The organism is Methylocystis parvus OBBP (assembly GCF_027571405.1).
In the GTDB taxonomy this organism is placed as follows: domain Bacteria; phylum Pseudomonadota; class Alphaproteobacteria; order Rhizobiales; family Beijerinckiaceae; genus Methylocystis; species Methylocystis parva.
Window position 1 is genome coordinate 754,176 of the sequence record NZ_CP092968.1, and the last position, 20,376, is coordinate 774,551.

A 20,376-nucleotide genomic window follows, 5' to 3' on the forward strand; every position below is an offset into this window, starting at 1 on the left:
CAAGCTTGGATCGCACGTCTCAGATCGGCAACGTCACCGTCGCCCGCAACCCGCCGAGCGGGCTGCGATCCAGTTCAATGTCGCCGCCATGCGAGCGCGCGATGTCGCGGGCGATGGCGAGGCCGAGGCCTGAATTGCCATTGTCTTGATTGCGGGATTCGTCGAGCCGATAGAAGGGACGAAAGGCGTCCTCGCGGCGCTCCACGGGAATGCCTGGCCCGTCGTCGTCGATGTGAACGATCATATGCTCGCCGTCATTGACGACGGAAAACTCCAGCGTCTTGCCATAGCGCTGTGCGTTGCCGACGAGATTGGCGAGCAGACGCTTGACGGCCGCCGGGCGCGCCACGAGGCTCGGATCGCCGTCGACCTTCACCGTCGCCGAAATGCCGCGCCGCTCGGTGTCGGCCTTCAATTCCTCGAGAATGACGCTGACGTCCGTCGGCGAGGAGGCTTCGCCGCCGTCGCCGCGCGCAAAGGCGAGATAGGCCTCGACCATGCGCTCCATCTCGTCGACGTCCTTGCGCATCTCATTGGCTTCGTTGCTCTCGCCCATGAGCGCGAGCGACAGCTTGAAGCGCGTGATGATTGTGCGCAGATCGTGCGAGACGCCGTTGAGCATGGTCGTGCGCTGCTCGATGGCGCGCTCGACGCGGCGCTTCATCTCGACGAAGGCGTTGCCCGCCTGCCGAACCTCGCGCGCGCCGCGCGGGCTGAACTGCACGTCGCGACCCTTGCCGAATTCCTCCGCCGCGCGGGCGAGCCGCAGGATCGGCCGGATCTGGTTGCGCAGGAAAGATGTGGCGATGGCGAGGATGATGACGGACGCGATCGCCATCCACATGAAGAAAATATACGAATTGGAGGCGTAGGCGTGGGTGCGCGTCACGAGCATCTGCAAAGTCGCGTCGTTCAGCGCGACGCGAATCTCGATGAGATTTCCCGGCACGCTCGTATTGATCCAATAGGGCTGCAGAATCTTGCGCGACAATTCGCTCGCCAGCGCCTTGTCGAGGAGCGAGAAAAGCGATTTCTTGGAGACCGCCTCGGGCAGCGCCGCCTTGGGAAGGATCGACAGCTCCATATTGAGATCGAGCGCGGCGATGCGGCGAAGCTGGCTGTGGCCGGGATCGTCGGGGAAAGTCTGATACACGTCGACCACGGCCGCGACCTGCCGCGCCACGGCGGCCGAGAGCCGGTAGGTGACGACCTCCCAATGTCGCTCCATGAACACATAGGCCACGGCCGATTGCAGCAGCACGACGGGCAGGATCACGATGAGCAGGGCGCGCGCATAAAGGCCCTTGGGCATGCGCGCGTGAAGCCAGTCGGCGAAGCGGCGCCAGAGCTGGCGCGGCGCGGAAAGGACTTCGGTGATCACGAGGGACATATCCGCCTCTAGCTTTACATTCTTGTAGCGCGCGACGCGTCCACGACAAGTCGATAGCCCTGGCCGCGCACCGTTTGCAAATGGCGCGGCGCATTGGGGTCAGCCTCGATCTTCCGGCGCAGGCGCGCGATTTCGACATCGACCGTCCGCTCCGCCGCCTTCTGTTCCGAAGCGCGATTTGAAAGAGTCTGACGCGAAACGATGGCGCCCGCATGTTCGACAAGGGTCTGCATCAAGTCGCGTTCACGGCTCGTCAGCCTGACCGCCTCGCCCGCCCGGGTGAGTTCGCCCCGCGCCGAATCGAAGGCGAAACTCCCGAAACGCGCGACCGGGTCCTGCGCCCCGGGACGTCGGGACCGCCGCAAAATGCTGGCGATGCGCAGGGACAGTTCGCGCGGATCGAATGGCTTTGCGAGATAGTCGTCGACTCCCGCCTCGAGCCCCTCCACGCGGTTCGCGGTTTCGTGCAGCGCCGTCAGCATCAGGATCGGCGCGGAGCGCAGCGGTTCGGGCCCTTCGCGCAGCCGCGCGGCGAATTGCGTGCCGCTCTCTCCCGGCATCATCACGTCGAGGACGATGAGGTCGAACAGGAAATCCCGCAGACGCTCGGAGGCCTCGCGAGCGTTGCTGGCGGCGCTGACGAGATAGCCCTCGCGAATGAGATAGCGGGAAAGCAGAATGCGGATGCGCTTGTCGTCGTCGACGATCAGAATATGCGCGCCCTTCGCAATCGCCGCGGGCGAAGCGCGGGCAGGGGCGGCTGTCGCGGAGCCGCTCATCGCCTGTCCCGGCCGAGATCGGCGCGGCCGAGATGGCGGCGCACGCGCTCCCGCTCCTTGGGGTCCACCATGGAGAAGAGAAATTCGGCGGCCGCGTCGCGCGCGTCGGGCGGCAACTCGTCCAGCACGCGGCGGAAGCGCTCCGATTGCAGCGCCGCGAGATCCCGGGCGAGGCGCGCGCCGCGCGGCGTCGGATAAAGGAGGCGCTGCCGGCGGTCCACGGCGCCGGCGCGCGCCTCGACGAAGCCGCCGTCCAATAATTGCTTCAGGACGCGATTGAGGCTCTGCTTGGTGATTTTGAGAATGTCGAGCAGCGCCGCAATAGCGAGGCCGGGCCGCCGATGGACGAAATGCAGCACGCGATGATGCGCGCGGCCGAACCCGTAATTTTCGAGCAGACGGTCGGCGTCGCCGACAAAGTCGCGATAGGCGAAGAAGAACAGTTCGACGAGATCGAGCGCCTCGGCGTCTTCCTCCGCGCGCCGCGCGCCGCGCTCCGAAGGGGCGGCGCCGATCCGCGTCCGAAGAGGCGCCTTTGGCTGGAGAAGCTCGCTCAACTCGCGGTTCCTTGCCTCTTCTCGTCAGATTCGTGACGCCTATACGTCAGCTATATTGACATATTTCTGACCGATGGCTAGTGCTTCCCCGCAGCGTCGAAACGGGCCGGCTGGCCTCATCTGGACGCCGCTTTTCCGGAGCTCGCCATGCTTGTCCCGCCCTTCGATCAGCGCGACGGATTCATCTGGTTCAATGGCGCGCTGGTTCCCTGGCGCGACGCGAAACTTCATGTTCTGTCGCATGGCCTGCATTACGGCTCCAGCGTCTTCGAGGGCGAACGCGCTTACGCCGGCAAGATCTTCAAGTCGCGCGAGCATTCCGAGCGCTTCAAGCGGTCCGCGGAGATACTGGACTTCCAGATTCCCTACACGGTCGAAGAGCTCGACGCCGCCAAGGACGCGACTCTGAAGGCCAATAATCTCGTCAATTCCTATGTCCGTCCCATCGCCTGGCGCGGCAGCGAAATGATGGCGGTCGCCGCTCAGAATTCGACGATCCATGTCGCGATCGCGACCTGGGACTGGCCGAGCATGTTCGACATCAACACCAAGATGAAGGGCGTCAAGCTCGACTTAGCGGAATATTGCCGGCCCGATCCGCGCACCGCGCCGTCGATGGCGAAGGCCGCCGGGCTTTACATGATCTGCACCATCTCCAAACATCGCGCCGAGCGGCGAGGTTACGCCGACGCGCTGATGCTCGACTGGCAGGGCAGGGTGGCGGAATGCACCGGCGCCAACGTCTTCTTCGTGAAGGACGGCGCGCTGCATACGCCGATCGCCGACTGCTTCCTCGACGGAATCACACGCCGCACGGTCATCGATCTCGCCAAGGCGCGCGGGATCGAGGTCGTCGAGCGCCGGATCATGCCCGACGAGATGTCGACTTTCGACGAATGCTTCATTTGCGGCACGGGAGCCGAAGTCACGCCCGTCGCCGAGATCGCCCAATACAAGTTCACGCCGGGCGCCGTGTCGCGCGCGCTGATCGAGGGATACGACAAGGCGGTCCACGCCTGAGAGTCGCAAAAAGCGCCGTCATTGCGAGCGTAGCGAAGCAATGACGGTCGAAAAATCTGGCGGCGGCCTTTCAGGCCGCCGCTTTCATTTTCAGTAGACCGTCTCGCAGTTGCAGCGCTTGCGGACGACGCGATAGGTCGTCACCGGCTGATAATGTACGGTGTTGTAGGCGCGATAGGTCGTCACCGGCACGTAGTGCGTGCGGACATAGGGACGGTAGCTCGTCTGCGGCACGACATAGCTGCGCTCATAGGACGTGTCGTAGGCATAGCCGCCATTCACATAGACGTCGGCGGCGCTATAGGCCGCGCGGCGATAGGGACCGCCGCCATAGCCGGCTGCCGGATATTGATAGCCGCCCTGATAATAGCCCTGATTGTAGGCGACGCCGATGCCGCCTCCAAGGCCGATGCCGCCGCCGCCATATCCGCCATAGGCGTAGCTCGGTCCGGGGGCGTAGGAGCCGCCGAAGAAAGGCGCGCCGAAGTCCTGAGCCGAAGCGCCGCTCGCCGAAATGGCGCAGATGGCGGCGCCCGCCAGCGACAGGGACCGGATAACTGAAACGAAACGCATGATACTCACCCCCACATTAAGGCGCTCGATATGCGCCATTGAAACTCAGTACCCGCCCTCGTGGCGAGCGTGTTTTCGGGTCGCGCGCCGATTGTTGTCAGGCAGGTAAAAGATGTGCTGAGAAGGACGGTAAACCGTCTGCGGCGCGTAACCAGTCGGCCCATAGACCGGCGCGGCGTCCTCATAGCCGCCCGGCGGCCGGATCGTGTAGAGGCGGCTATAGCCGTCGTCGGGATAGAAAACGCCCCCGCCGCCATAGAACCCGCCGTCGCGGCGGCGGTTGTCAAAATGATTGTAGGTGTAGACGTTGGTCTGGTTGTCCTGCGAGATGGCGTCGCCGCCCCCGCCGCCGCCATAGCCGCCCCAGAAGCCGTTTAGCACGCCGTGCCGGTTGGCGCCCAGTCCCAGCCCGGCCGCGCCGGTGGGACCTTGGCCCCGCGCATAGGCTCCGACGCCGGTCGCCGGAAGGCCGTGGCCGAATCCGCCGCCGCCAAAACCCCCTCCGCCACCGCCGCCATGTCCGCCGCCAGCCTGCGCGAGGGAGGCGCCCGGGGCGAGCGCAAGCGCTCCCACGACGGCGACCGCTCGAATTCCCGAAATGAAACGCATGACCGACGCCCTTTCGTCTCTTTACGGCGCAGGCGCGCCGCAAAACGACGCAACCGTCCGATTTTGGCGCGCCTTGGCGGTGCGCCCCACGATTAGGGCAATTAGCGTTCCGCGCCCGCGCGGCAAAGCAGCGCGCGCGAAAAGTCAGGCGTTGATGCGGGCCTTGATCGCGTGCTCGGCGAGAGTCTTGCCGAGCGCCCAGACGGCCGAGGCGTTGTGCGCGTCGGCGATGACGGCGTCGAAGGACGACTCGATCCAGTCGCAATCCGCATCGCTCAGGGTGAGCGCGGGAAGAAGTTTAATCGTCGGATTGGCGTGACCCGCGACCTGGGTGAGAACCTTGTGGTCCTTGAAGAGCGGAATGCAAATCAGCTGGCCGAAAAGGCCGGAATTCGCCGTCTCAAGCAGGTTCCAGGTCGCTTTCAGCTTCAGCGATTTCGGCTTGCCGAATTCGACTCCGATCATCAGCCCCTTGCCGCGCACGTCCGAGACGAGTTCGTAGCCCTCGGCCATCTTCCGAAAGGCCGCGAGGAGACGTTCGCCCTTCGCCGCGGCGTTCTCCACGATGCGCTCATTCTCGAGAACGTCGAGCGTCGCGACTCCCGCCGCCATTGCGAGGTCGTTCTTGCTGAAAGTCGAGCCATGAACGACGGCGCGGTCCATACGGTCGAAGACCTTGTCGAAGACCCATTTGCGCGTGAGCACGGCGCCGACGGGAACATGACCGCCCGAAAGCGCCTTGGCGACGACGATCATGTCGGGCTCGATCCCGACGTGATGGTCGATCGCGAAGAATTTGCCCGTCCGTCCGAGTCCGGTCTGAATTTCGTCGGCGACGAAAAGCGCGCCATATTTGCGGCACAACAACTGGACGCCGGCGAGATAGTCGTCGTCGGGCATGTTGACGCCCTTGCCCTGGATGGGCTCGACGAAAAAGGCCGCAATCTCGCGTGAGGCGAGAGCCTGCTCGAGCGCGGGGAGATCGTTGAAGGGAATCTCCCGCGCGTTCGGAAGCAGCGGGCCGAAGCCTTTCTTGAAAATCTCGTCGCCGTTCATCGACAGCGACCCGTAAGTGAGGCCGTGGAACGAATGGGCGCAATGCAGGATGCCGGGGCGTCCCGTGGCCGCGCGCGCGAATTTGATCGCCGCCTCGACGGACTCGGCGCCGGAGTTGGCGAAGAAAACCTTCTCCAGATAGGGCGCGCGCCCGATCAGTTTCTCCGCGAGAATCCCGGCGAGAGTCGAAACATCGAGCTGAACCAGATTGGCGAATTCGCCGTCGAGCACGCTGACCAGCGCGTCGCGCACGGCGGGGTGGTTGCGGCCCAGCGCGAAGACTCCCCAGCCGCTCAGAAGGTCGAGATAGCGATCGCCCTTTCTGTCCCAAAGATAAGGTCCAAGTCCCCGCGTGAATCCGACGTCGTAGCCGATGGTCCTCAGCACGCGCACCCACATCTCGTTGAGATATTTGGAGTGCAGGGAGAAACGATCGCCCTCCCGCGCCGAGACGAGCGCCGCGAGATCGTAAGAGTCGCCCGCGCCGCCTTGCGCAGCGGAAACGCTCGATTGCACTGTCGACAGATCAGTCATGCGGCGGCTCCCGGAGGTCGTGAATAAGGCGCGGGTCTTCAGGCCAGACAAGACCGCGCTTTTCGATTGCGCGCGGCGGGCGATTTGTCAAATCCCTGTGAATGGGCGGCGCGCCGCGTGATTTCGCCGCATGATTGCTGCGCTTGCGCCAGTCGCGCGCCGTTCCGGCGACGGCCGCTCAACCGTCAAACACACGCTTGCGGCTTTGAATCCGGTTCTATTTGAATCGCTTGCGTCACGGCTTGCGAAAGCTGGGCGTGACGAGAGGGCGCCCGCACGGCGTGTATCCACAGACATTCGCGCCGCCACTGAAATTCTCTGGTTGGATGAACGGCCGGCAATGTTATCCTCTCTTTAAGTGATTCATTTGCCACGCAGCGATTCGAGAGTTTTATAAGCTCGTGACTGCGCCGGTCGAATGCTCTGGATCAGCACTGGGGAGTTGGTCGGTTGGGAGCGAAGGTGACTTTTCAGGACGAGTTGGGGACCGCGTCCGCCGAACCCGAAGAGGGTATCGAACTCGTAGAGGTAGCCGGACGCATCAAATGGTTTGACGTCGCCAAGGGATACGGTTTCGTTGTCCCCGACGACGGCGCCCAGGACATTCTGCTTCATGTGACCATTCTCCGCCGCAGCGGGCATCAGACCGCTTTCGAAGGCGCGCGCGTGGTCTGCGAGGCGCAGCGCCGCGCGAAAGGCATGCAGGTGTTCCGCGTCGTCGCGATGGACGAGTCGACCGCCGTGCATCCGACGCAGTCGATTGCGGGCCGCACGCATGTGCAGGTGACGCCGACAAGCGGCTACGAGATTGCGATCGTGAAATGGTTCAATCGCGTGAAGGGATTCGGCTTTCTCACGCGCGGCGAGGGCACGGAAGACATTTTCCTGCACATGGAGACGGTGCGCCGCTACGGCATGACCGAACTCAAGCCCGGAGACAGCGTTCTCGTTCGCTATGGCGACGGCCCCAAGGGGCTGATGGCGGCGGAAGTGCGTCCGCTCGAGGCCAAGAACGCGTCCCACTGAACGTTTCGTCCGCTTTCGCCCCCCGCGCATTGACCTTGCGCCCCTCCAGCCTTTTATAGCGCTAGCCTGAGTTATGTTTGGAGGGCGCATGGGACGTCGGCTTTCCCTGTCGGTCAATTTTCTGGTCCTTCTCGCGGGGCTGGTCGCCTCTGCGTTTCTTTTCGCGGAAGGCGCGCGGGCCGAGGCGCCGCTGCAGCGCCTGGAGTTCGTCACGCAGACCGGCGCGCATGAATTTCGCGTGGAGCTGGCCGACACGCCCGGCGAACGCGCAAAGGGGTTGATGTATCGCAAGCATTTGCCCGAGGATCAGGGCATGCTTTTCGTCTTCTATGAAGACGGCCCGATCATGATGTGGATGAAGAACACTCATATCCCGCTCGACATGATTTTCGTGTCGCGGCACGGGATGGTGACCTCGATCGCGGCGAATGCGGCCCCGATGTCGGAGGCGACGATCTCCTCGGACGGCCCGGCCTATGCCGTCATCGAACTCAATGCCGGCGCCGCCGCCCGCATCGGGCTCAAGCCGGGCGACGAGGTCAGGCATCCGGCGTTCAAGCGATGATGCGCGCCACGCTCGCCTTGTGAGGCGAAGCCGCGCGTGGTAGCCAAAATCAAGAGAGCAGGGGCGGCCGCAGCGCTCCGGTTCCGGCGGGGTATAGCGCAGCCTGGTAGCGCGGAAGTTTTGGGTACTTCAGGTCGCAGGTTCGAATCCTGCTGCCCCGACCAACGCCTTTTCGTTCGACGCCTCGACAAGCGGCGGTCTCCGTCATGGCTTTCCGGACGAAAATCTTGCCGCTGATCCTGCGATTTGCGCAGGCTCATTGCTTTATTGGCGCTCCTCGATCGCCGAATTCGTCGAGATCGACTCCCGCCATGACGCCGGGGCCTGCCGGCTGGTCAAAAGCAAAATCTGCGAATTTGAAAATCAGGCGAGCTGCGACGCGGAGCGCGCCATAAGATTGAAAAGATCGGGTTGCAAAATCCGAGTGTCCGATTACGAAGATGGAGACGGCCGCAATTCCCGGCGGCTCGGTTCTGCCGACGCGGCTGCGGCCCGAAGGAATGAAGATGAGGTTGAAATGACGGCTCGTATCTATCGTCACTCGACGAGCGTGACCCAGTCGGGCCCCGGAACCGCCAAGCCCTGGCGTCTGGATTTCGATATCGAGGCTCCCCGCTCGATCGAGCCGCTCATGGGCTGGACGAGCTCGGGCGACATGAAGCAGCAGATCAAGCTGCGCTTCGAGACGAAGGAAGAGGCGATCGCCTATGCCGAGCGCGAGGGCGTTCCCTATCGCGTGGAGGAGCCGAAGCCGGATACGGCGTCGCGCCGCGTCGTCTCCTATTCGGATAATTTCAAAACCAACCGCATCGGTCTGTGGACGCACTGACCGGACGGCGAGGCCCCGTAGCTCAGCCGGATAGAGCAACCGCCTTCTAAGCGGTAGGTCGCAGGTTCGAATCCTGCCGGGGTCGCCAGAATCGACACATTTTACTACCAGGGTCGGTCGAAGCTCCGATGGAGCGATAGACGTCTTGGCTCCGTAGCTCAGCCGGATAGAGCAACTGCCTTCGAAGCAGTGGGTCGCGGGTTCGAATCCTGCCGGGGTCGCCAATAGGGGCGGGGAAGGGCGAAGATGCGGCTTGACCGGGCAATGGCGACACGCTTCGCGACCCTGCTGGCGCTTTGCCTTCTTTTCTCGCCGGCGCCCGGCCGGGCCGAGGGCGGGCTGCTCGAGTTCCTTTTCGGACCCGATCCGGCGCCACAGCCCCAGATCGCCCCCCAGCGCGGCCGTCGCGATTCCGCGCCCGCCCGCCGCGTGAAAGGCGCCGTCGGCGATTTACGCTTCGCCAGGCCTAAAGACGGTCTTCCCTCCGGCGGCGGGACGGGTTTCTCGTCCGAGCCCACGGCGGGCGGCTTCTGCGTTCGCACCTGCGACGGCTATTTCTTCCCGCTCATCAAATCCACAAGGGCGACGCGCCAGCAATCCTGCGAATTCGCCTGCCCCTCTGCGCCAATGGAGATCTATGACGGCTCGACGATCGAGTCGGCGCGCAATCACAAGGGCCAGCGCTATTCTTCTCTGCCGGTCGCCTTCGCCTTTCGCGATCGCGCCAACAGCGCCTGCAGCTGCAACGATCCCGCCTCTTCTCAGGCCTTCTTCGAGAAGACGGCGCGCAACGACCCGACCCTGCAATCGGGCGACGTCATCGTCGAGAATGACGGGGCCTTCGTCTATAGCGGCGCCAAGCTGGTGCCGCTCAGCAACGCTTCCTTCATGTCGACGTCGCTGCGGGACAGATTGCGGGCGATGCTGCGCCGGACGACGAGCGTCAAGACGTCCGAGCAGCCGCCCGCGTCGTCGACCGGCGAGGTGGACGCCAGCAAGGCGGATCAAACCGGCAGCACGAGATAGAAGCGCTGGTTAAAGCGGCGGCTTCGCCGTAAAATTACCCTTTACAGCACAAGCGGGCAGGGCTAACTGCCGTGTGGCATTGTGACAGTTTTGTGACAGTGATTCCCTTGGCGATTCTTGGGCGGAGACGCATATGCTGTCATGGTTTCAGGCGCTGATGCCGCGGGAGGAGCGTTTCTTTGACCTCTTCGAGCGCCACGCCGAGACCCTCGTCGCGGGCGCCAGGGCGCTGCGGCGGATGCTTGACGGCGGCGAAGGCGTCATCGGCTTCCGCCAGGAAATCCGCCGGCAGGAGCACGCGGCCGACGACATCACCCGCGAAACGCTCCTCGCCGTGCGCCGCACCTTCATCACGCCCTTCGATCGCGGCGACATTCGCGACCTCATCACCGCGATGGACGACACGATCGACCAGATGCATCAGACGTCCAAGGTCACGCAGCTTTATGAAACGCGCGACTTCAACGCCTCGATGCGCCGGATCGGCGACATTATCGTCCAATCGTCCGAGCTGACGCGGGACGCCATGCCGCTCTTGCGGGCGATGAGCGCGAACCACGTCAAGCTCAACGCCTTCAGCGAAGAAATCACGCGGATCGAGGACGAGGCCGACGCAATTCACGACGAGGGGCTGAAAGAGCTTTTCCGCGCGCACCGCGCCGGCGACCCGATGGCTTTCATCATCGGCTCCGAGATTTACGGCCATCTGGAAAAGGTGGTCGACGGCTTCGAGGATATCGCCAATCGGGTGACGGGCATCGTCATCGAGCACGTCTAGGAGGGCGACGTGGGGGATGGCCCGCTTCTCCTTTACGGCCTGATCGCCGTCGCTCTGGCGTTCGACTTCCTCAACGGGCTGCACGACGCCGCCAACTCGATCGCCACGATCGTCTCGACCCGCGTGCTGCGCCCGCAATACGCCGTGTTCTGGGCGGCGTTTTTCAATTTCGTCGCCTTTCTCTTCTTCGGCCTGCATGTGGCGCAGACGGTCGGCACCGGGATCATCTCGCCTCAGATCGTTGACGATAAGGTGATCTTCGGCGCGCTGATGGGCGCGATTTCCTGGAATCTGCTCACCTGGCTTCTCGGCATTCCGTCGTCCAGTTCGCATGCGCTGGTCGGCGGCCTCGTCGGCGCGGGGGTCGCCAAGACAGGGACCGGCGCGGTCGTCTGGAGCGGCCTGATCAAGACGGGCTCCGCCATCGTTCTGTCGCCTGCGCTCGGTTTCCTGCTCGCGCTTCTGCTCGTGCTCGTCGTGTCATGGGCGCTTCTGCGCCGGACCCCCTATGCGGCCGATACCCTATTTCGCTCGTTGCAATTTGTTTCTGCTTCGCTTTACTCCCTTGGACATGGGGGCAATGATGCGCAGAAGACCATGGGCATTATCGCCGTGCTGCTTTATTCGCACGGCGCTTCGGGCGGCGAATTCCATGTGCCTTTCTGGGTCGTGCTGACGTGCCAGGCCGCGATGGGGCTGGGCACGCTCCTCGGCGGGTGGCGAATCGTGCATACGATGGGCTCGAAAATCACGCGGCTGACGCCCATGCAAGGCTTCTGCGCGGAGACGGGCGGCGCAATCACCCTATTTCTCGCCACGGGCCTCGGCGTTCCCGTTTCGACGACGCACACCATCACCGGGGCCATTGTCGGGGTCGGCGCGGCGCGGCGCGTGTCGGCGGTGCGCTGGAGCGTCGCCAAGGACATCGTCGTCGCCTGGATCGTCACTTTGCCAATGTCCGCCTTCATTGCAGCGGTCTTCTATTTTGCCGCGAGTTTCTTTGAATGAAGAAAAAGTCGCCGAAGACAAAGAAGAAGGACGCTCCCGCCCATGCGCCGCGGACGCAATACGCCGCGCTTCCCTGGCGGATCGGCGAGGAGACGGGCGTCGAAATCTGCCTTGCGACGTCCCGCGACACCAAGCGCTGGGTCATTCCGAAGGGCTGGCCGATGAAAGGCCGCAAGCCGCATATCGTCGCAGCGATCGAAGCGGCGCAGGAAGCGGGGCTTCAAGGCAAAATCGAGAAGACGAAACTCGGCGAGTTCGATTATGAAAAGCGGCTGCAAGGCGGCGCCGCGGTCGACTGCCGGGTAGAGGTGTTCCCGATGCGGGTGGCGCGGCAGCGAAAGAAATGGCCGGAAAGAGGCCAGCGCGTCACCTATTGGTTTCCCTACGCCGTCGCGGCCGGTCAGGTCGACGAACCGCAGTTGCGCGAGCTGATCCTCGCCTTCGGCCACGCGGTCACAAAAGGCGAGCGCCAAGCTTAAGGCATTCTGGGGCCTCGCCTCCGCGGCTGCCGGGCGGAAGCGCCAGGGCGCGCATCATCCGCCTAGCCGCGCGAAAGCAGCCTCGAGATCGTCCTTGAGGTCGGCGACGTCTTCCAGTCCGATCGAGAAGCGCAAAGCCGGTCCCTCTGGCGCCCATCTGGTCGCCGTGCGGAACGGCGCGCAGTCGAAGGGAAGGACGAGGCTTTCATAACCGCCCCAGGAGAAGCCGATTCCGAACAGCGCCAGCCCGTCCACGAAAGATTCGACCGCCGCCTTTGCGACGGGTTTCAGAATGATCGAGAAAACGCCGGAGGAGCCCGAAAAGTCGCGCTTCCAAAGATCGTGGCCGGGATGGCCGGGCAATGCCGGGTGCAGGACGCGCGCGATCTCCGGGCGAGCCTCGAGCCATGTCGCGATCTCCAGCGCCGCGCGTTCTTGCTCGCGCAGGCGCAGCGCCATGGTGCGCAGTCCGCGCAAAGCGAGCGACGCGTCGTCCGGCCCCGAACCAATGGCGAAGAGATTGAAGGTGTGACGCAGGCGCTTCGCCCATTTCGCGTTGGCGGAGACGAGCCCCATCAGAAGATCCGAATGGCCGGAAAGATATTTCGTGCCTGCGTCGACGGCGAGGTCGCAACCGCGTTCATGCGGCGGAAAGAAGAGCGGCGTCGCCCAAGTATTGTCGACGATGACGCAAACGCCCTTTTCGCGCGCCGCGGCGGCGATGGCGGGGATGTCCTGTATCTCCATGCTTTGAGATCCAGGCGACTCGGTGAGGATGGCGGTCGTCTCCGGACGGATGAGCGCCGAAACGCCCGCGCCGATTTCCGGGTCGTAATATTCGGTCGTCACGCCGAAACGGGCGAGAAACCCGTCGCAGAAGAAGCGCGTGGGCGCATAGGCCGAGTCGGTCACGAGAAGATGCGCGCCCGCTTTCGTGGCGGTCAGCAGCGCGATGGCGATCGCCGCGAGACCGGAGGGGACGAGCACCGTATCCTCCGCGCCGGCGATCTCGGTCCAGGCGGTCTCCAGCGCTCTTGTGGTGGGCGTGCCCTTGGTGCCGTAGGTGTAGGGCTGGCGCAGGCCCTCGAGATCGGCGACCGTCGGGAAGAGCACGGTCGAGCCGCGATAGATCGGCGGATTGACGAAGCCGAAATGTTCGAAGGGTTCGCGGCCGGCCTGAGTGACAACCGTGGCCATACGGTTTTTTCGCCGCTTTTCGCCTTTATCGCTTTTCATCGTCGTCCCTGGGTCGCGGACCGCGCGCTTGCGCCGGTCGGGCCCGACCGTAATATACAGTCCGAGCAATTCCGAGCCCGTCCATGATCGCCCGAGGCATCAATCTCGCCGTCGCAATTCTCTTTGTGCTCGGCGGGCAGGGGGCGCTTGCGCAGTCCGACGCCGGTCCGACGCTTTCGACCGTTCTCAAACGCGGCTATCTTTCCTGCGGCGTCTCGGAGGCGCCCGGCTTCGCGCAGCCGCCCTCCGGCGAAAAAAGCGATTGGCGCGGATTCGACGTCGATATCTGCCGTGCGGTCGCGGCGGCGATCTTCGACGATCCGCAGAAGGTGCGGTTTCTGGGTCTTTCGGCCAAGGACCGCGTGCCCGCGTTGCAAGCCGGCTGGATCGACGTGCTGGCCAGCGCCGCGCCATGGACGCAGTCGCGCGACGCCGCACAGCGGGCGATCTATGCGGGCGTCAGTTTTTATGACGGTCAGTCCTTCCTCGTCCGGCGCCAACGCAGCTTCGCGTCGGCGCAGGACCTTTCGGGCGTGTCGGTCTGCGTGCAGCAGGGCACGTCCTACGAATTGGAGGTCGCCGACTTTTTCCACAAACGCAAGGCGCCCTACGACGCCAAGCTCTTTGCGACCTTCGATGACGCCGCCGCAGGCTATGACAAGAGCCTGTGCGACGTGTTGACGGCGGACGCGTCTTCTCTCTATGCGGCGCGGGCGAAGCTCTCGAGCCCGGAAGCCCATGACGTGCTGCCCGACCTTCTGTCGAAGGCTCCCCACGGCCCCGTCGTGCGGCAGGGCGACGATCAGTGGCTCGGCGTCGTCCGCTGGGCGCTGTTTACGCTGATCGACGCGGAGGAGTTGCAGGTCTCCGTCGCCAATGCGGACGCCGCCTTGAAATCGGACGACCCCAATATCCGCCATCTCCTCGGCGTTGAAGGCGATCGCGGCTTGGGTCTCGGGCTCGCCGGAGACTGGCCCTACCGGATCGTCAAACATGTCGGCAATTACGCCGATGTCTTCGAGCGCAATATGGGGCAAGCTTCGCCTTTGGGCATGGAGCGGCGCGCGAACGCTCTGTGGAACAAGGGCGGGCTGATATATGCGCCATCGATCAGATAAGCGGAGCATAAGGGAGAAAAGCGCGGCCGAACTCTGGCCGCCGCTGCGGCGCTTCGTCGAGACCGACGCCGCGATCGGCCAGTGGGCGCTCAAAGGCGGCCCGGCGCGGCGCTTTATCTACGAGTTCATCCGATTCGGAATCAAACAGGCTTGGGCCTGCCTCTTTGGCGGGATCATGGTCTTTCTCGTTCTCGCGACCCGGCTCCTCTATCCCGTCCACGCGCCGCTCGCGCGTTACGACTTCCTCTTCCTCGCCGCGCTCGGCGTGCAGGCGACGCTGATCCTCCTGCGCTTCGAATCGCTCGCGGAAGCAGGTGTCATTTTCGTCTTCCACGTCGTTGGAACGGCGATGGAGCTGTTCAAGACCGCGCAGGGCTCCTGGGTCTATCCCGAAGAAGCGTTCTTCCGCATCGGCGGCGCGCCGCTTTTCACCGGCTTCATGTACGCCTGCGTCGGCAGCTACATGATGCGCGCCTGGGCGCTGTTCGATTTCCGCTTCACGAACCACCCGCCGCTGTGGCAGGTCGGCGCGCTCGCCGCCGCGATCTACGTCAATTTCTTCGCGCATCACTACGTCGCCGACATGCGCATCCTGCTCTTCGCGGCGAGCGCGGCGATCTTCTGGCGCACGACCATCTATTACCGCATCCATCACAGCTGGCGGACCATGCCGCTGCTGCTCGCTGCGTTTCTGGCGTCCTGCTTCATCTGGTTCGCGGAGAATATCGCGACCTACAGCCATGTCTGGCTCTATCCGGACCAGATGGCGGCGTGGAAGCCGGTGGGGATCGGCAAGCTCGGGTCGTGGTTCCTGCTGCAGATCGTGAGCTACGCGCTGGTCGCGCTCGCCTGCAAGCCGCAGCCGCCGGACGACGCGCCCCTCGAAGAGTCGCGGGCGCGGCACGGCGACCGATTGGCGAGCAAATCAAGAATCTCCGCGTGATCTTTGAAGGGACGTCGCCGCGTGCTAATGTTCTCCCTAGAGGGGGTGTTGCGGCTTCCAATCCGGTGGGGACCGGGTTTTATCCCGGCCCCCTTGCGTTAGCCGATGATCACGGTGAGTTTCCAACGCCCGACCGTGATTTCGACCTTCACCCGGATTTTCACACGCAACACCCCCTTTCGGTTAGCCAGTCGAGAAGACTGGCGGGGACGTTGTAGCCGCGTTCGAGGCAAGGACGAACTTGCGTTGACTGGCGCGGACTTGCGGGAAGCGCTACGTCAGCCCTCGCGCTTTTTCATGAATGAGAGCTTCGCGGACCGCGCGGTGCGGCGGACGTTTTCTTCGAAGAAAGGCGCTTGAAGAGCATATTTGGCGTGCTAAACTTTTCCCTAGAGGGGGTGTTGCGGCTTCCATTCCGGTGGGGACCGGGTTTTATCCCGGCCCCCCTTGCGTTAGCCGATGATCACGGTGACTTTCCAACGGCCAACCGTGATTTCGACCTTCACCCGGATTTTCACACGCAACACCCCCTTTCGGTTAGCCAGTCGGTCGACTGGCCCGTTGCTTATAGCCAAGCTTTTGGCTGATCCGAAGTTACCTTCCCCGACGCAGGCTTGAGCGCGCCCACCATTCGGTCAGCGCGTCGCGCGTCGGCTCGACATCCTCAGCCAAAGGCCCAGCGAAGACGCGCCACTCCTCCCGGAAGTGCGGCGACACCGCCGCGATAACGGGAATGCGCGCGGTCATCGCCGCTCGGAAGGCGTCGCAAAGGCCGCCGCGCTCGGCTTCCTGCTTCGAGAATTTGCTCACGACGATCAGGTCGGCGCCTTCGCGCGCGGCGCGCTCCACCGCCGCGCAGGCCATGGCCAGCTCGCCCGTATCGAGATTGCAGGCGACGGACCCCGGACCGAGATCCTGAGAAATGACGAACTCCGCCTCGGACGCCAGATCGCGCAGATAGATTCGAGAGCGGCCGGCGGAATCCGCGCCGCGCATCTGAGTCACGCCTGCAATGCGCGTCCCGGCATTCGCCAGCTCCAGGGCAAAGCTGCGCATCAATGACTGAATATTGGCGCTGTCCTGCGCCGGAAGCGCGGCGATGGGGGTGGGCGGCAGCGTTTTGCGGTCCATTAGGTCTCTTTCGTCAGCTTTTCCCGGCCTCGGCCAAGGGCGTAAGGCGCGGCGCGCCCCTCTTGTTTTAAAGGGCGTGAAGCCGATTTTATACAGTGTTACGAACAAGCGACGTGATCAAAAGTGGGCGATGACCTGAAGAAGCCGCTGGCCCCGACGTCGGCGCGCAAGAGCGCCATCGACGCCTTTCTCGAAAAGGCGCAAAGCGTCGTTGAGTCCGGCGGCGCGAGCGCGCGCCTGATTTTTGCGCTCGACGCGACAATGAGCCGCGAGCCGAGTTGGGACGTGGCGCAATCCATTCAGGGCGAGATGTTCCGCGCAACCGCCGCTCAAGGAGGGCTCGACGTTCAGTTGGTCTATTTCCGCGGTCTCCGGGAATGCCGCGCTTCGTCCTTCGTCTCGAACGGCGCGGGTCTGGGCGCGCTGATGTCGCGGATTTCCTGCATGGCCGGCCATACGCAGATCGACCGCGTTTTGCAGCATGCCTTGAACGAGACGCGCGTGCGCCGCGTCGGGGCGCTCGTTTATATTGGCGACGCGATGGAGGAGAATATCGACCGGCTCGCTATGTCGGCCGGGGAAATGGGTCTTCTTGGACTGAAGGCTTTCATGTTTCAGGAGGGCGAGGATCGTCGGACAATGTCGGCCTTCAAGGAAATCGCCCGGCTGACGGGCGGAGCCTATGCCGCCTTTGATCTTTCCGCGCCGCGTCGCCTCGCCGAGCTGCTTGGCGCCGCCGCTGCTTACGCCGCCGGCGGTTTGCCGGAACTTGAAAGGCGCGCGGAGCGGGGGGAAGACGCCGCGCGCTTGCTGCTGTCGCAGATGGGGTCAAGATAAGCCATGCCGGTCTTGATGGGATTTCTCGCGCTCGCTCTCGGGCTTTTCGCGCTCAAGGCCTATGTGAAGGCCTCGCCGGCCTTTCTCGCGCGCGCGCTCAAGCGCGGCGGCGGTTTTGTCCTGATGGCGCTCGGAGGCTTGCTCCTTGCGCGGGGACGCCTCGATTTCGGGCTGGCCCTCGGCGCGGCCGGATTGTGGCTGATGGGGCTCTCCGGTCGCGGCGGCTTCGGCGGCGGGGACGGCGGGTCCGGGGTCTCGCGCGTCAGGTCGGCGATGATCGAAATGGAGCTCGATCACGCGACGGGCGCGATACGCGGGATGATTCTGGCCGGACGGGACGAGGGCAAACGCCTCGACGCCTTGACCCGTCCCGCGCTGCTCGATCTCTACAATATATGTTCGCGCGACGATCCGGACGGGGCGCGGCTTCTAGAGGCGTATCTGGACCGCCGGTTTGCCGGATGGCGCGCGACAGGAGATCCGCACCGAGACGCGGGGAGCGCGGGCGAGACGCGCGCGCGCCGCTCCGGCTCGATCACCGAGGACGAGGCCTACGAGATTCTCGGTTTGAAAAAGGGCGCGGCGGCCGCCGACATTGCTCGGGCGCATCGCGATCTGATGAAGAAGCTTCATCCAGACCTTGGCGGGACGACTGATCTTGCCGCCCGAGTGAATGAAGCCAAGGAAGTCCTGATGCGGCGCCATCATTGAGGCGCGCCGATGAGCCTCTACGTCGTCCCAGGTGACGGACATGACGGCGCGCCCTTAGTTCTTGGTCGTGAAGCAGGAAAAGCCGGAGCGCTTCAGCGCGTTGCAGGCGGAGACGGCGCTCTGCTCCTCAAGCCCCGCGAAGCGCGCGCGATAAAGCGTCTCCTTGCCCTTCTGCACCTTCTCCGTGAACGCCTTGGCCGTCGACGGAAAGCCCTGGAGCTGGCTGCGGGCGCGGGACAGAAGTTCGTTGGCCTTCGAGGGGTCCTCGGCGGCGCCGATCTGGATCATCCAGCCGGGCTTGGTCGGACGCGCCGCATCGGCCTTGGCCACGCTGGAGGTCGAGCGGATCGCGGACGGCGTCGTCGTCGCGACGGTGATCTCGCGAGCCTTGGACGGGCGGCTCGAGGTCGAGCCGTCGATGATCGCCGCAAGCGCGTTTTTGGGGAGGGCCTTGGGGGCGTTCTTTTTGTCCGCCGGCGCGGGCTCTTCGGCGATACGCTTCTGAACGCCGGAGACGAAAGCCGGACGGACCTGCGCCTTTTCCGCGACCTTCTCGACGACGGGCTTTTCCGCCTTTTCGCGCGCGGGGATCGGAGCCGGCGGGACAGGCGCGGCGGCGCGGCGGAGCGCGCGGGCCGACGGGATGGCGCCGACGGATTCAGGATCGATCGTCGTCTCCTCGGGCGCATAAGCGGCGCGCTCGGGCTGACGGTCGGCGGCCTTGGGCGCGACAACCGGCTCTGACAGAAGGGCCTGCTCGACGACCGGCTGGTTCAAAGCGACCTGACGCTCGGACGCCCTTTCGACGGCAGGAGCCGCGATGGGCGCGGGGGCGGGGGCCGCCGCCACGACGTCTTCGTCCGCCGCGGAAGCGTCCTCGGCGATCGCCGCCGCCGTGCGTATATTCGCGCCGCCGCCAATATAGTCTTCGATGAGCTGCGCCATGATCCGGTCGCGGCCGCCGGCCGTCGCGCCGCCCATGACGACCGCCACGATATGGTGGTTGCCGCGACGGACCGACGTCAGCAGATTGAAGCCGGAAGCGCGGGTGTAGCCGGTCTTAATGCCGTCCATGCCCTCGACGCGGCCGAGGAGATGGTTGTGGTTGCGGTGCAGCGCGCCATTATACGCAAAACTATGCGTGCTGAAGTAACGATAATAGCGCGGGAAGCGGTCCTGGATCGCTCGGCCGAGAATGGCGAGATCGTAAGCCGTCGTGATCTGGTTCGGGTCCGGCAGGCCGGAGGCGTTCTCGTAATGCGTGTTGCGCATGCCGAGGGCGTGCGCCTTGCGGGTCATCATCTGCGCGAAGCTGTGTTCGTCGCCGCCGATATTTTCCGCGACCGCGCAGGCGATGTCGTTCGCGGACTTCGTCACCAGCGCCTTGATCGCATTTTCGACGCTGATCGTTTCGCCCGGCTGGAGGCCGAGTTTCGACGGCGCCTGGGACGCGGCGTGAGAAGAAATCATCAGCGGCGAGTCGAGGCGTAGATGGCCCTTATCGAGCTGTTCGAACAGCAGATAGAGCGTCATCACCTTGGTGACGGAGGCGGGGTGCCGCAATTCGTGTTCGCTGCGGGCGTACAGCGTTTTCCCGCTATTGGCGTCCATGACGATGGCCGCGAAACCGTGATGTTCGCCGACGACTCCGTCGCCGCCGCCGGTCCCGCCCGACGAGGTCGATGCGTAGAAACGATGGCTGCGCGCATGCCGGACCAAGGTTCGGTGATGCGCGAAGGAACGATGATAGACGTGCCGGCTGTGAGAAGCATGATGGCGATAGCCGTGGCGACGCGCTTCCGCAGGAATTGCCGTGATGGCGACAAACGCCATGATCACCGCGAAGATGGCTGCGAGGGAGCGGGGCTGCGCCAGGCGGTCCAGCAGACTCGGTTTCAACATTTGTTACTCGCCCCTTACGGAACTGGCACATGCGCGGAAGGCGACAACCGGAGATTGGCGTCGCAAAAACGCTACAGTTGTTCAGGGTAGGAGAACGCAGTTACCCGGGGGTTAAGCGCCGAATGAATTTTTTCGAGTAATTTTTGCAGCGCAACATTTTTATTGACGAACTTTTGTGCAGCGCATATATTAGCTCTTGTCAGCAGGCGCGTTTGCCGCGCCGCCAAGGGGCGGCGGATGGAGGATGAGCGCCATTTTATGAGGACAAA

General features: G+C 64.1%; 21 protein-coding genes and 3 tRNA genes. 15 read left to right on the forward strand and 9 right to left on the reverse strand.

All coding sequences use genetic code 11. From position 1 onward, the window contains the following. Positions 1–19: 19 nt before the first annotated feature. The 3 genes from MMG94_RS03730 to MMG94_RS03740 are packed head-to-tail and all read right to left on the reverse strand — an operon-like array spanning position 20 to position 2,726. Positions 20–1,390: an ATP-binding protein gene (locus MMG94_RS03730; RefSeq protein ID WP_016918665.1), complete on the reverse strand. Its 1,371-nt coding sequence runs from the start codon at positions 1,388–1,390 to the stop codon at positions 20–22. A gap of 14 nt (positions 1,391–1,404) precedes the next feature. Continuing rightward, entirely contained in the window at positions 1,405–2,169 is a 765-nt protein-coding gene (locus tag MMG94_RS03735) for a response regulator (protein WP_016918664.1), read from the reverse strand. Next, positions 2,166–2,726 carry a MarR family winged helix-turn-helix transcriptional regulator gene (locus tag MMG94_RS03740; RefSeq protein WP_016918663.1) on the reverse strand — a complete coding sequence of 187 codons (561 nt, stop codon included), beginning with the start codon at positions 2,724–2,726 and terminating at the stop codon, positions 2,166–2,168. The genes MMG94_RS03735 and MMG94_RS03740 overlap by 4 nt, the downstream gene beginning before the upstream one ends. Before the next feature lie 147 nt (positions 2,727–2,873). Here MMG94_RS03740 and MMG94_RS03745 point away from each other — a divergent pair, with 147 nt between their 5' ends. Continuing rightward, complete coding sequence (locus MMG94_RS03745) at positions 2,874–3,746, forward strand: branched-chain amino acid aminotransferase (protein WP_016918662.1); 873 nt, start codon at positions 2,874–2,876, stop codon at positions 3,744–3,746. A 90-nt stretch (positions 3,747–3,836) separates the two neighbouring features. Here MMG94_RS03745 and MMG94_RS03750 read toward each other — a convergent pair whose 3' ends face one another. The 3 genes from MMG94_RS03750 to MMG94_RS03760 form a co-directional block, all read right to left on the reverse strand. After that, complete coding sequence (locus MMG94_RS03750; RefSeq protein ID WP_020372401.1) at positions 3,837–4,319, reverse strand: hypothetical protein; 483 nt, start codon at positions 4,317–4,319, stop codon at positions 3,837–3,839. A gap of 45 nt (positions 4,320–4,364) precedes the next feature. Next, the gene (locus MMG94_RS03755; RefSeq protein ID WP_016918660.1) at positions 4,365–4,928 is read right to left on the reverse strand and encodes a hypothetical protein; all 564 of its coding nucleotides are present in this window, start codon (positions 4,926–4,928) and stop codon (positions 4,365–4,367) included. 144 nt (positions 4,929–5,072) lie between these two features. Continuing rightward, entirely contained in the window at positions 5,073–6,518 is a 1,446-nt protein-coding gene (locus MMG94_RS03760) for an aspartate aminotransferase family protein (RefSeq protein ID WP_016918659.1), read from the reverse strand. A 462-nt stretch (positions 6,519–6,980) separates the two neighbouring features. Here MMG94_RS03760 and MMG94_RS03765 point away from each other — a divergent pair, with 462 nt between their 5' ends. The 10 genes from MMG94_RS03765 (at position 6,981) to MMG94_RS03810 (ending at position 12,229) form a co-directional block, all read left to right on the forward strand. Beyond that, on the forward strand, positions 6,981–7,544 hold the full coding sequence (locus MMG94_RS03765) for a cold-shock protein (protein WP_051001080.1): 564 nt from the start codon (positions 6,981–6,983) through the stop codon (positions 7,542–7,544). Positions 7,545–7,632: 88 nt separating this feature from the next. Continuing rightward, entirely contained in the window at positions 7,633–8,109 is a 477-nt protein-coding gene (locus tag MMG94_RS03770; RefSeq protein WP_016918656.1) for a DUF192 domain-containing protein, read from the forward strand. Positions 8,110–8,196: 87 nt separating this feature from the next. Then, positions 8,197–8,273 (forward strand) — tRNA-Pro (locus tag MMG94_RS03775). 353 nt (positions 8,274–8,626) lie between these two features. Beyond that, positions 8,627–8,938 (forward strand): ETC complex I subunit, encoded by a 312-nt coding sequence (locus MMG94_RS03780; protein ID WP_026016062.1) that lies wholly within the window; start codon positions 8,627–8,629, stop codon positions 8,936–8,938. An 11-nt stretch (positions 8,939–8,949) separates the two neighbouring features. Continuing rightward, positions 8,950–9,026, forward strand: a tRNA-Arg gene (locus tag MMG94_RS03785). A gap of 59 nt (positions 9,027–9,085) precedes the next feature. After that, positions 9,086–9,162: transfer RNA gene (locus MMG94_RS03790), tRNA-Arg, on the forward strand. A 40-nt stretch (positions 9,163–9,202) separates the two neighbouring features. Continuing rightward, positions 9,203–9,964, forward strand: a complete 762-nt coding sequence (locus tag MMG94_RS03795) for a DUF2865 domain-containing protein (protein ID WP_016918655.1) — start codon at positions 9,203–9,205, stop codon at positions 9,962–9,964. A 133-nt stretch (positions 9,965–10,097) separates the two neighbouring features. After that, positions 10,098–10,742 carry a DUF47 domain-containing protein gene (locus tag MMG94_RS03800; protein ID WP_016918654.1) on the forward strand — a complete coding sequence of 215 codons (645 nt, stop codon included), beginning with the start codon at positions 10,098–10,100 and terminating at the stop codon, positions 10,740–10,742. Between the two features lie 9 nt (positions 10,743–10,751). Then, on the forward strand, positions 10,752–11,750 hold the full coding sequence (locus MMG94_RS03805; protein WP_016918653.1) for an inorganic phosphate transporter: 999 nt from the start codon (positions 10,752–10,754) through the stop codon (positions 11,748–11,750). Then, the gene (locus tag MMG94_RS03810) at positions 11,747–12,229 is read left to right on the forward strand and encodes an NUDIX hydrolase (RefSeq protein ID WP_016918652.1); all 483 of its coding nucleotides are present in this window, start codon (positions 11,747–11,749) and stop codon (positions 12,227–12,229) included. The genes MMG94_RS03805 and MMG94_RS03810 overlap by 4 nt, the downstream gene beginning before the upstream one ends. 54 nt (positions 12,230–12,283) lie before the next feature. Here MMG94_RS03810 and metC read toward each other — a convergent pair whose 3' ends face one another. Continuing rightward, entirely contained in the window at positions 12,284–13,426 is a 1,143-nt protein-coding gene (gene metC, locus MMG94_RS03815) for a cystathionine beta-lyase (protein ID WP_244415205.1), read from the reverse strand. Between the two features lie 122 nt (positions 13,427–13,548). On the opposite strand from metC, the gene MMG94_RS03820 reads away from it, so the two are divergent. Both MMG94_RS03820 and MMG94_RS03825 read left to right on the forward strand, forming a co-directional pair. Then, positions 13,549–14,583: a transporter substrate-binding domain-containing protein gene (locus tag MMG94_RS03820; RefSeq protein WP_016918650.1), complete on the forward strand. Its 1,035-nt coding sequence runs from the start codon at positions 13,549–13,551 to the stop codon at positions 14,581–14,583. After that, positions 14,564–15,526, forward strand: a complete 963-nt coding sequence (locus tag MMG94_RS03825) for a DUF817 domain-containing protein (RefSeq protein ID WP_016918649.1) — start codon at positions 14,564–14,566, stop codon at positions 15,524–15,526. Before MMG94_RS03820 ends, MMG94_RS03825 begins: the two co-directional genes overlap by 20 nt. A gap of 594 nt (positions 15,527–16,120) precedes the next feature. Here MMG94_RS03825 and MMG94_RS03830 read toward each other — a convergent pair. Then, complete coding sequence (locus tag MMG94_RS03830) at positions 16,121–16,657, reverse strand: DUF2478 domain-containing protein (RefSeq protein ID WP_016918647.1); 537 nt, start codon at positions 16,655–16,657, stop codon at positions 16,121–16,123. A 123-nt stretch (positions 16,658–16,780) separates the two neighbouring features. On the opposite strand from MMG94_RS03830, the gene MMG94_RS03835 reads away from it, so the two are divergent. Continuing rightward, positions 16,781–17,494 (forward strand): hypothetical protein, encoded by a 714-nt coding sequence (locus MMG94_RS03835; protein ID WP_016918646.1) that lies wholly within the window; start codon positions 16,781–16,783, stop codon positions 17,492–17,494. Between the two features lie 3 nt (positions 17,495–17,497). Then, on the forward strand, positions 17,498–18,205 hold the full coding sequence (locus tag MMG94_RS03840) for a DnaJ domain-containing protein (protein ID WP_016918645.1): 708 nt from the start codon (positions 17,498–17,500) through the stop codon (positions 18,203–18,205). Positions 18,206–18,259: 54 nt separating this feature from the next. On the opposite strand, the gene MMG94_RS03845 is transcribed toward MMG94_RS03840, so the two are convergent. Then, positions 18,260–20,107, reverse strand: coding sequence for a serine hydrolase (locus MMG94_RS03845; RefSeq protein WP_016918644.1), 1,848 nt, complete (start codon positions 20,105–20,107; stop codon positions 18,260–18,262). Positions 20,108–20,376 lie beyond the last annotated feature (269 nt).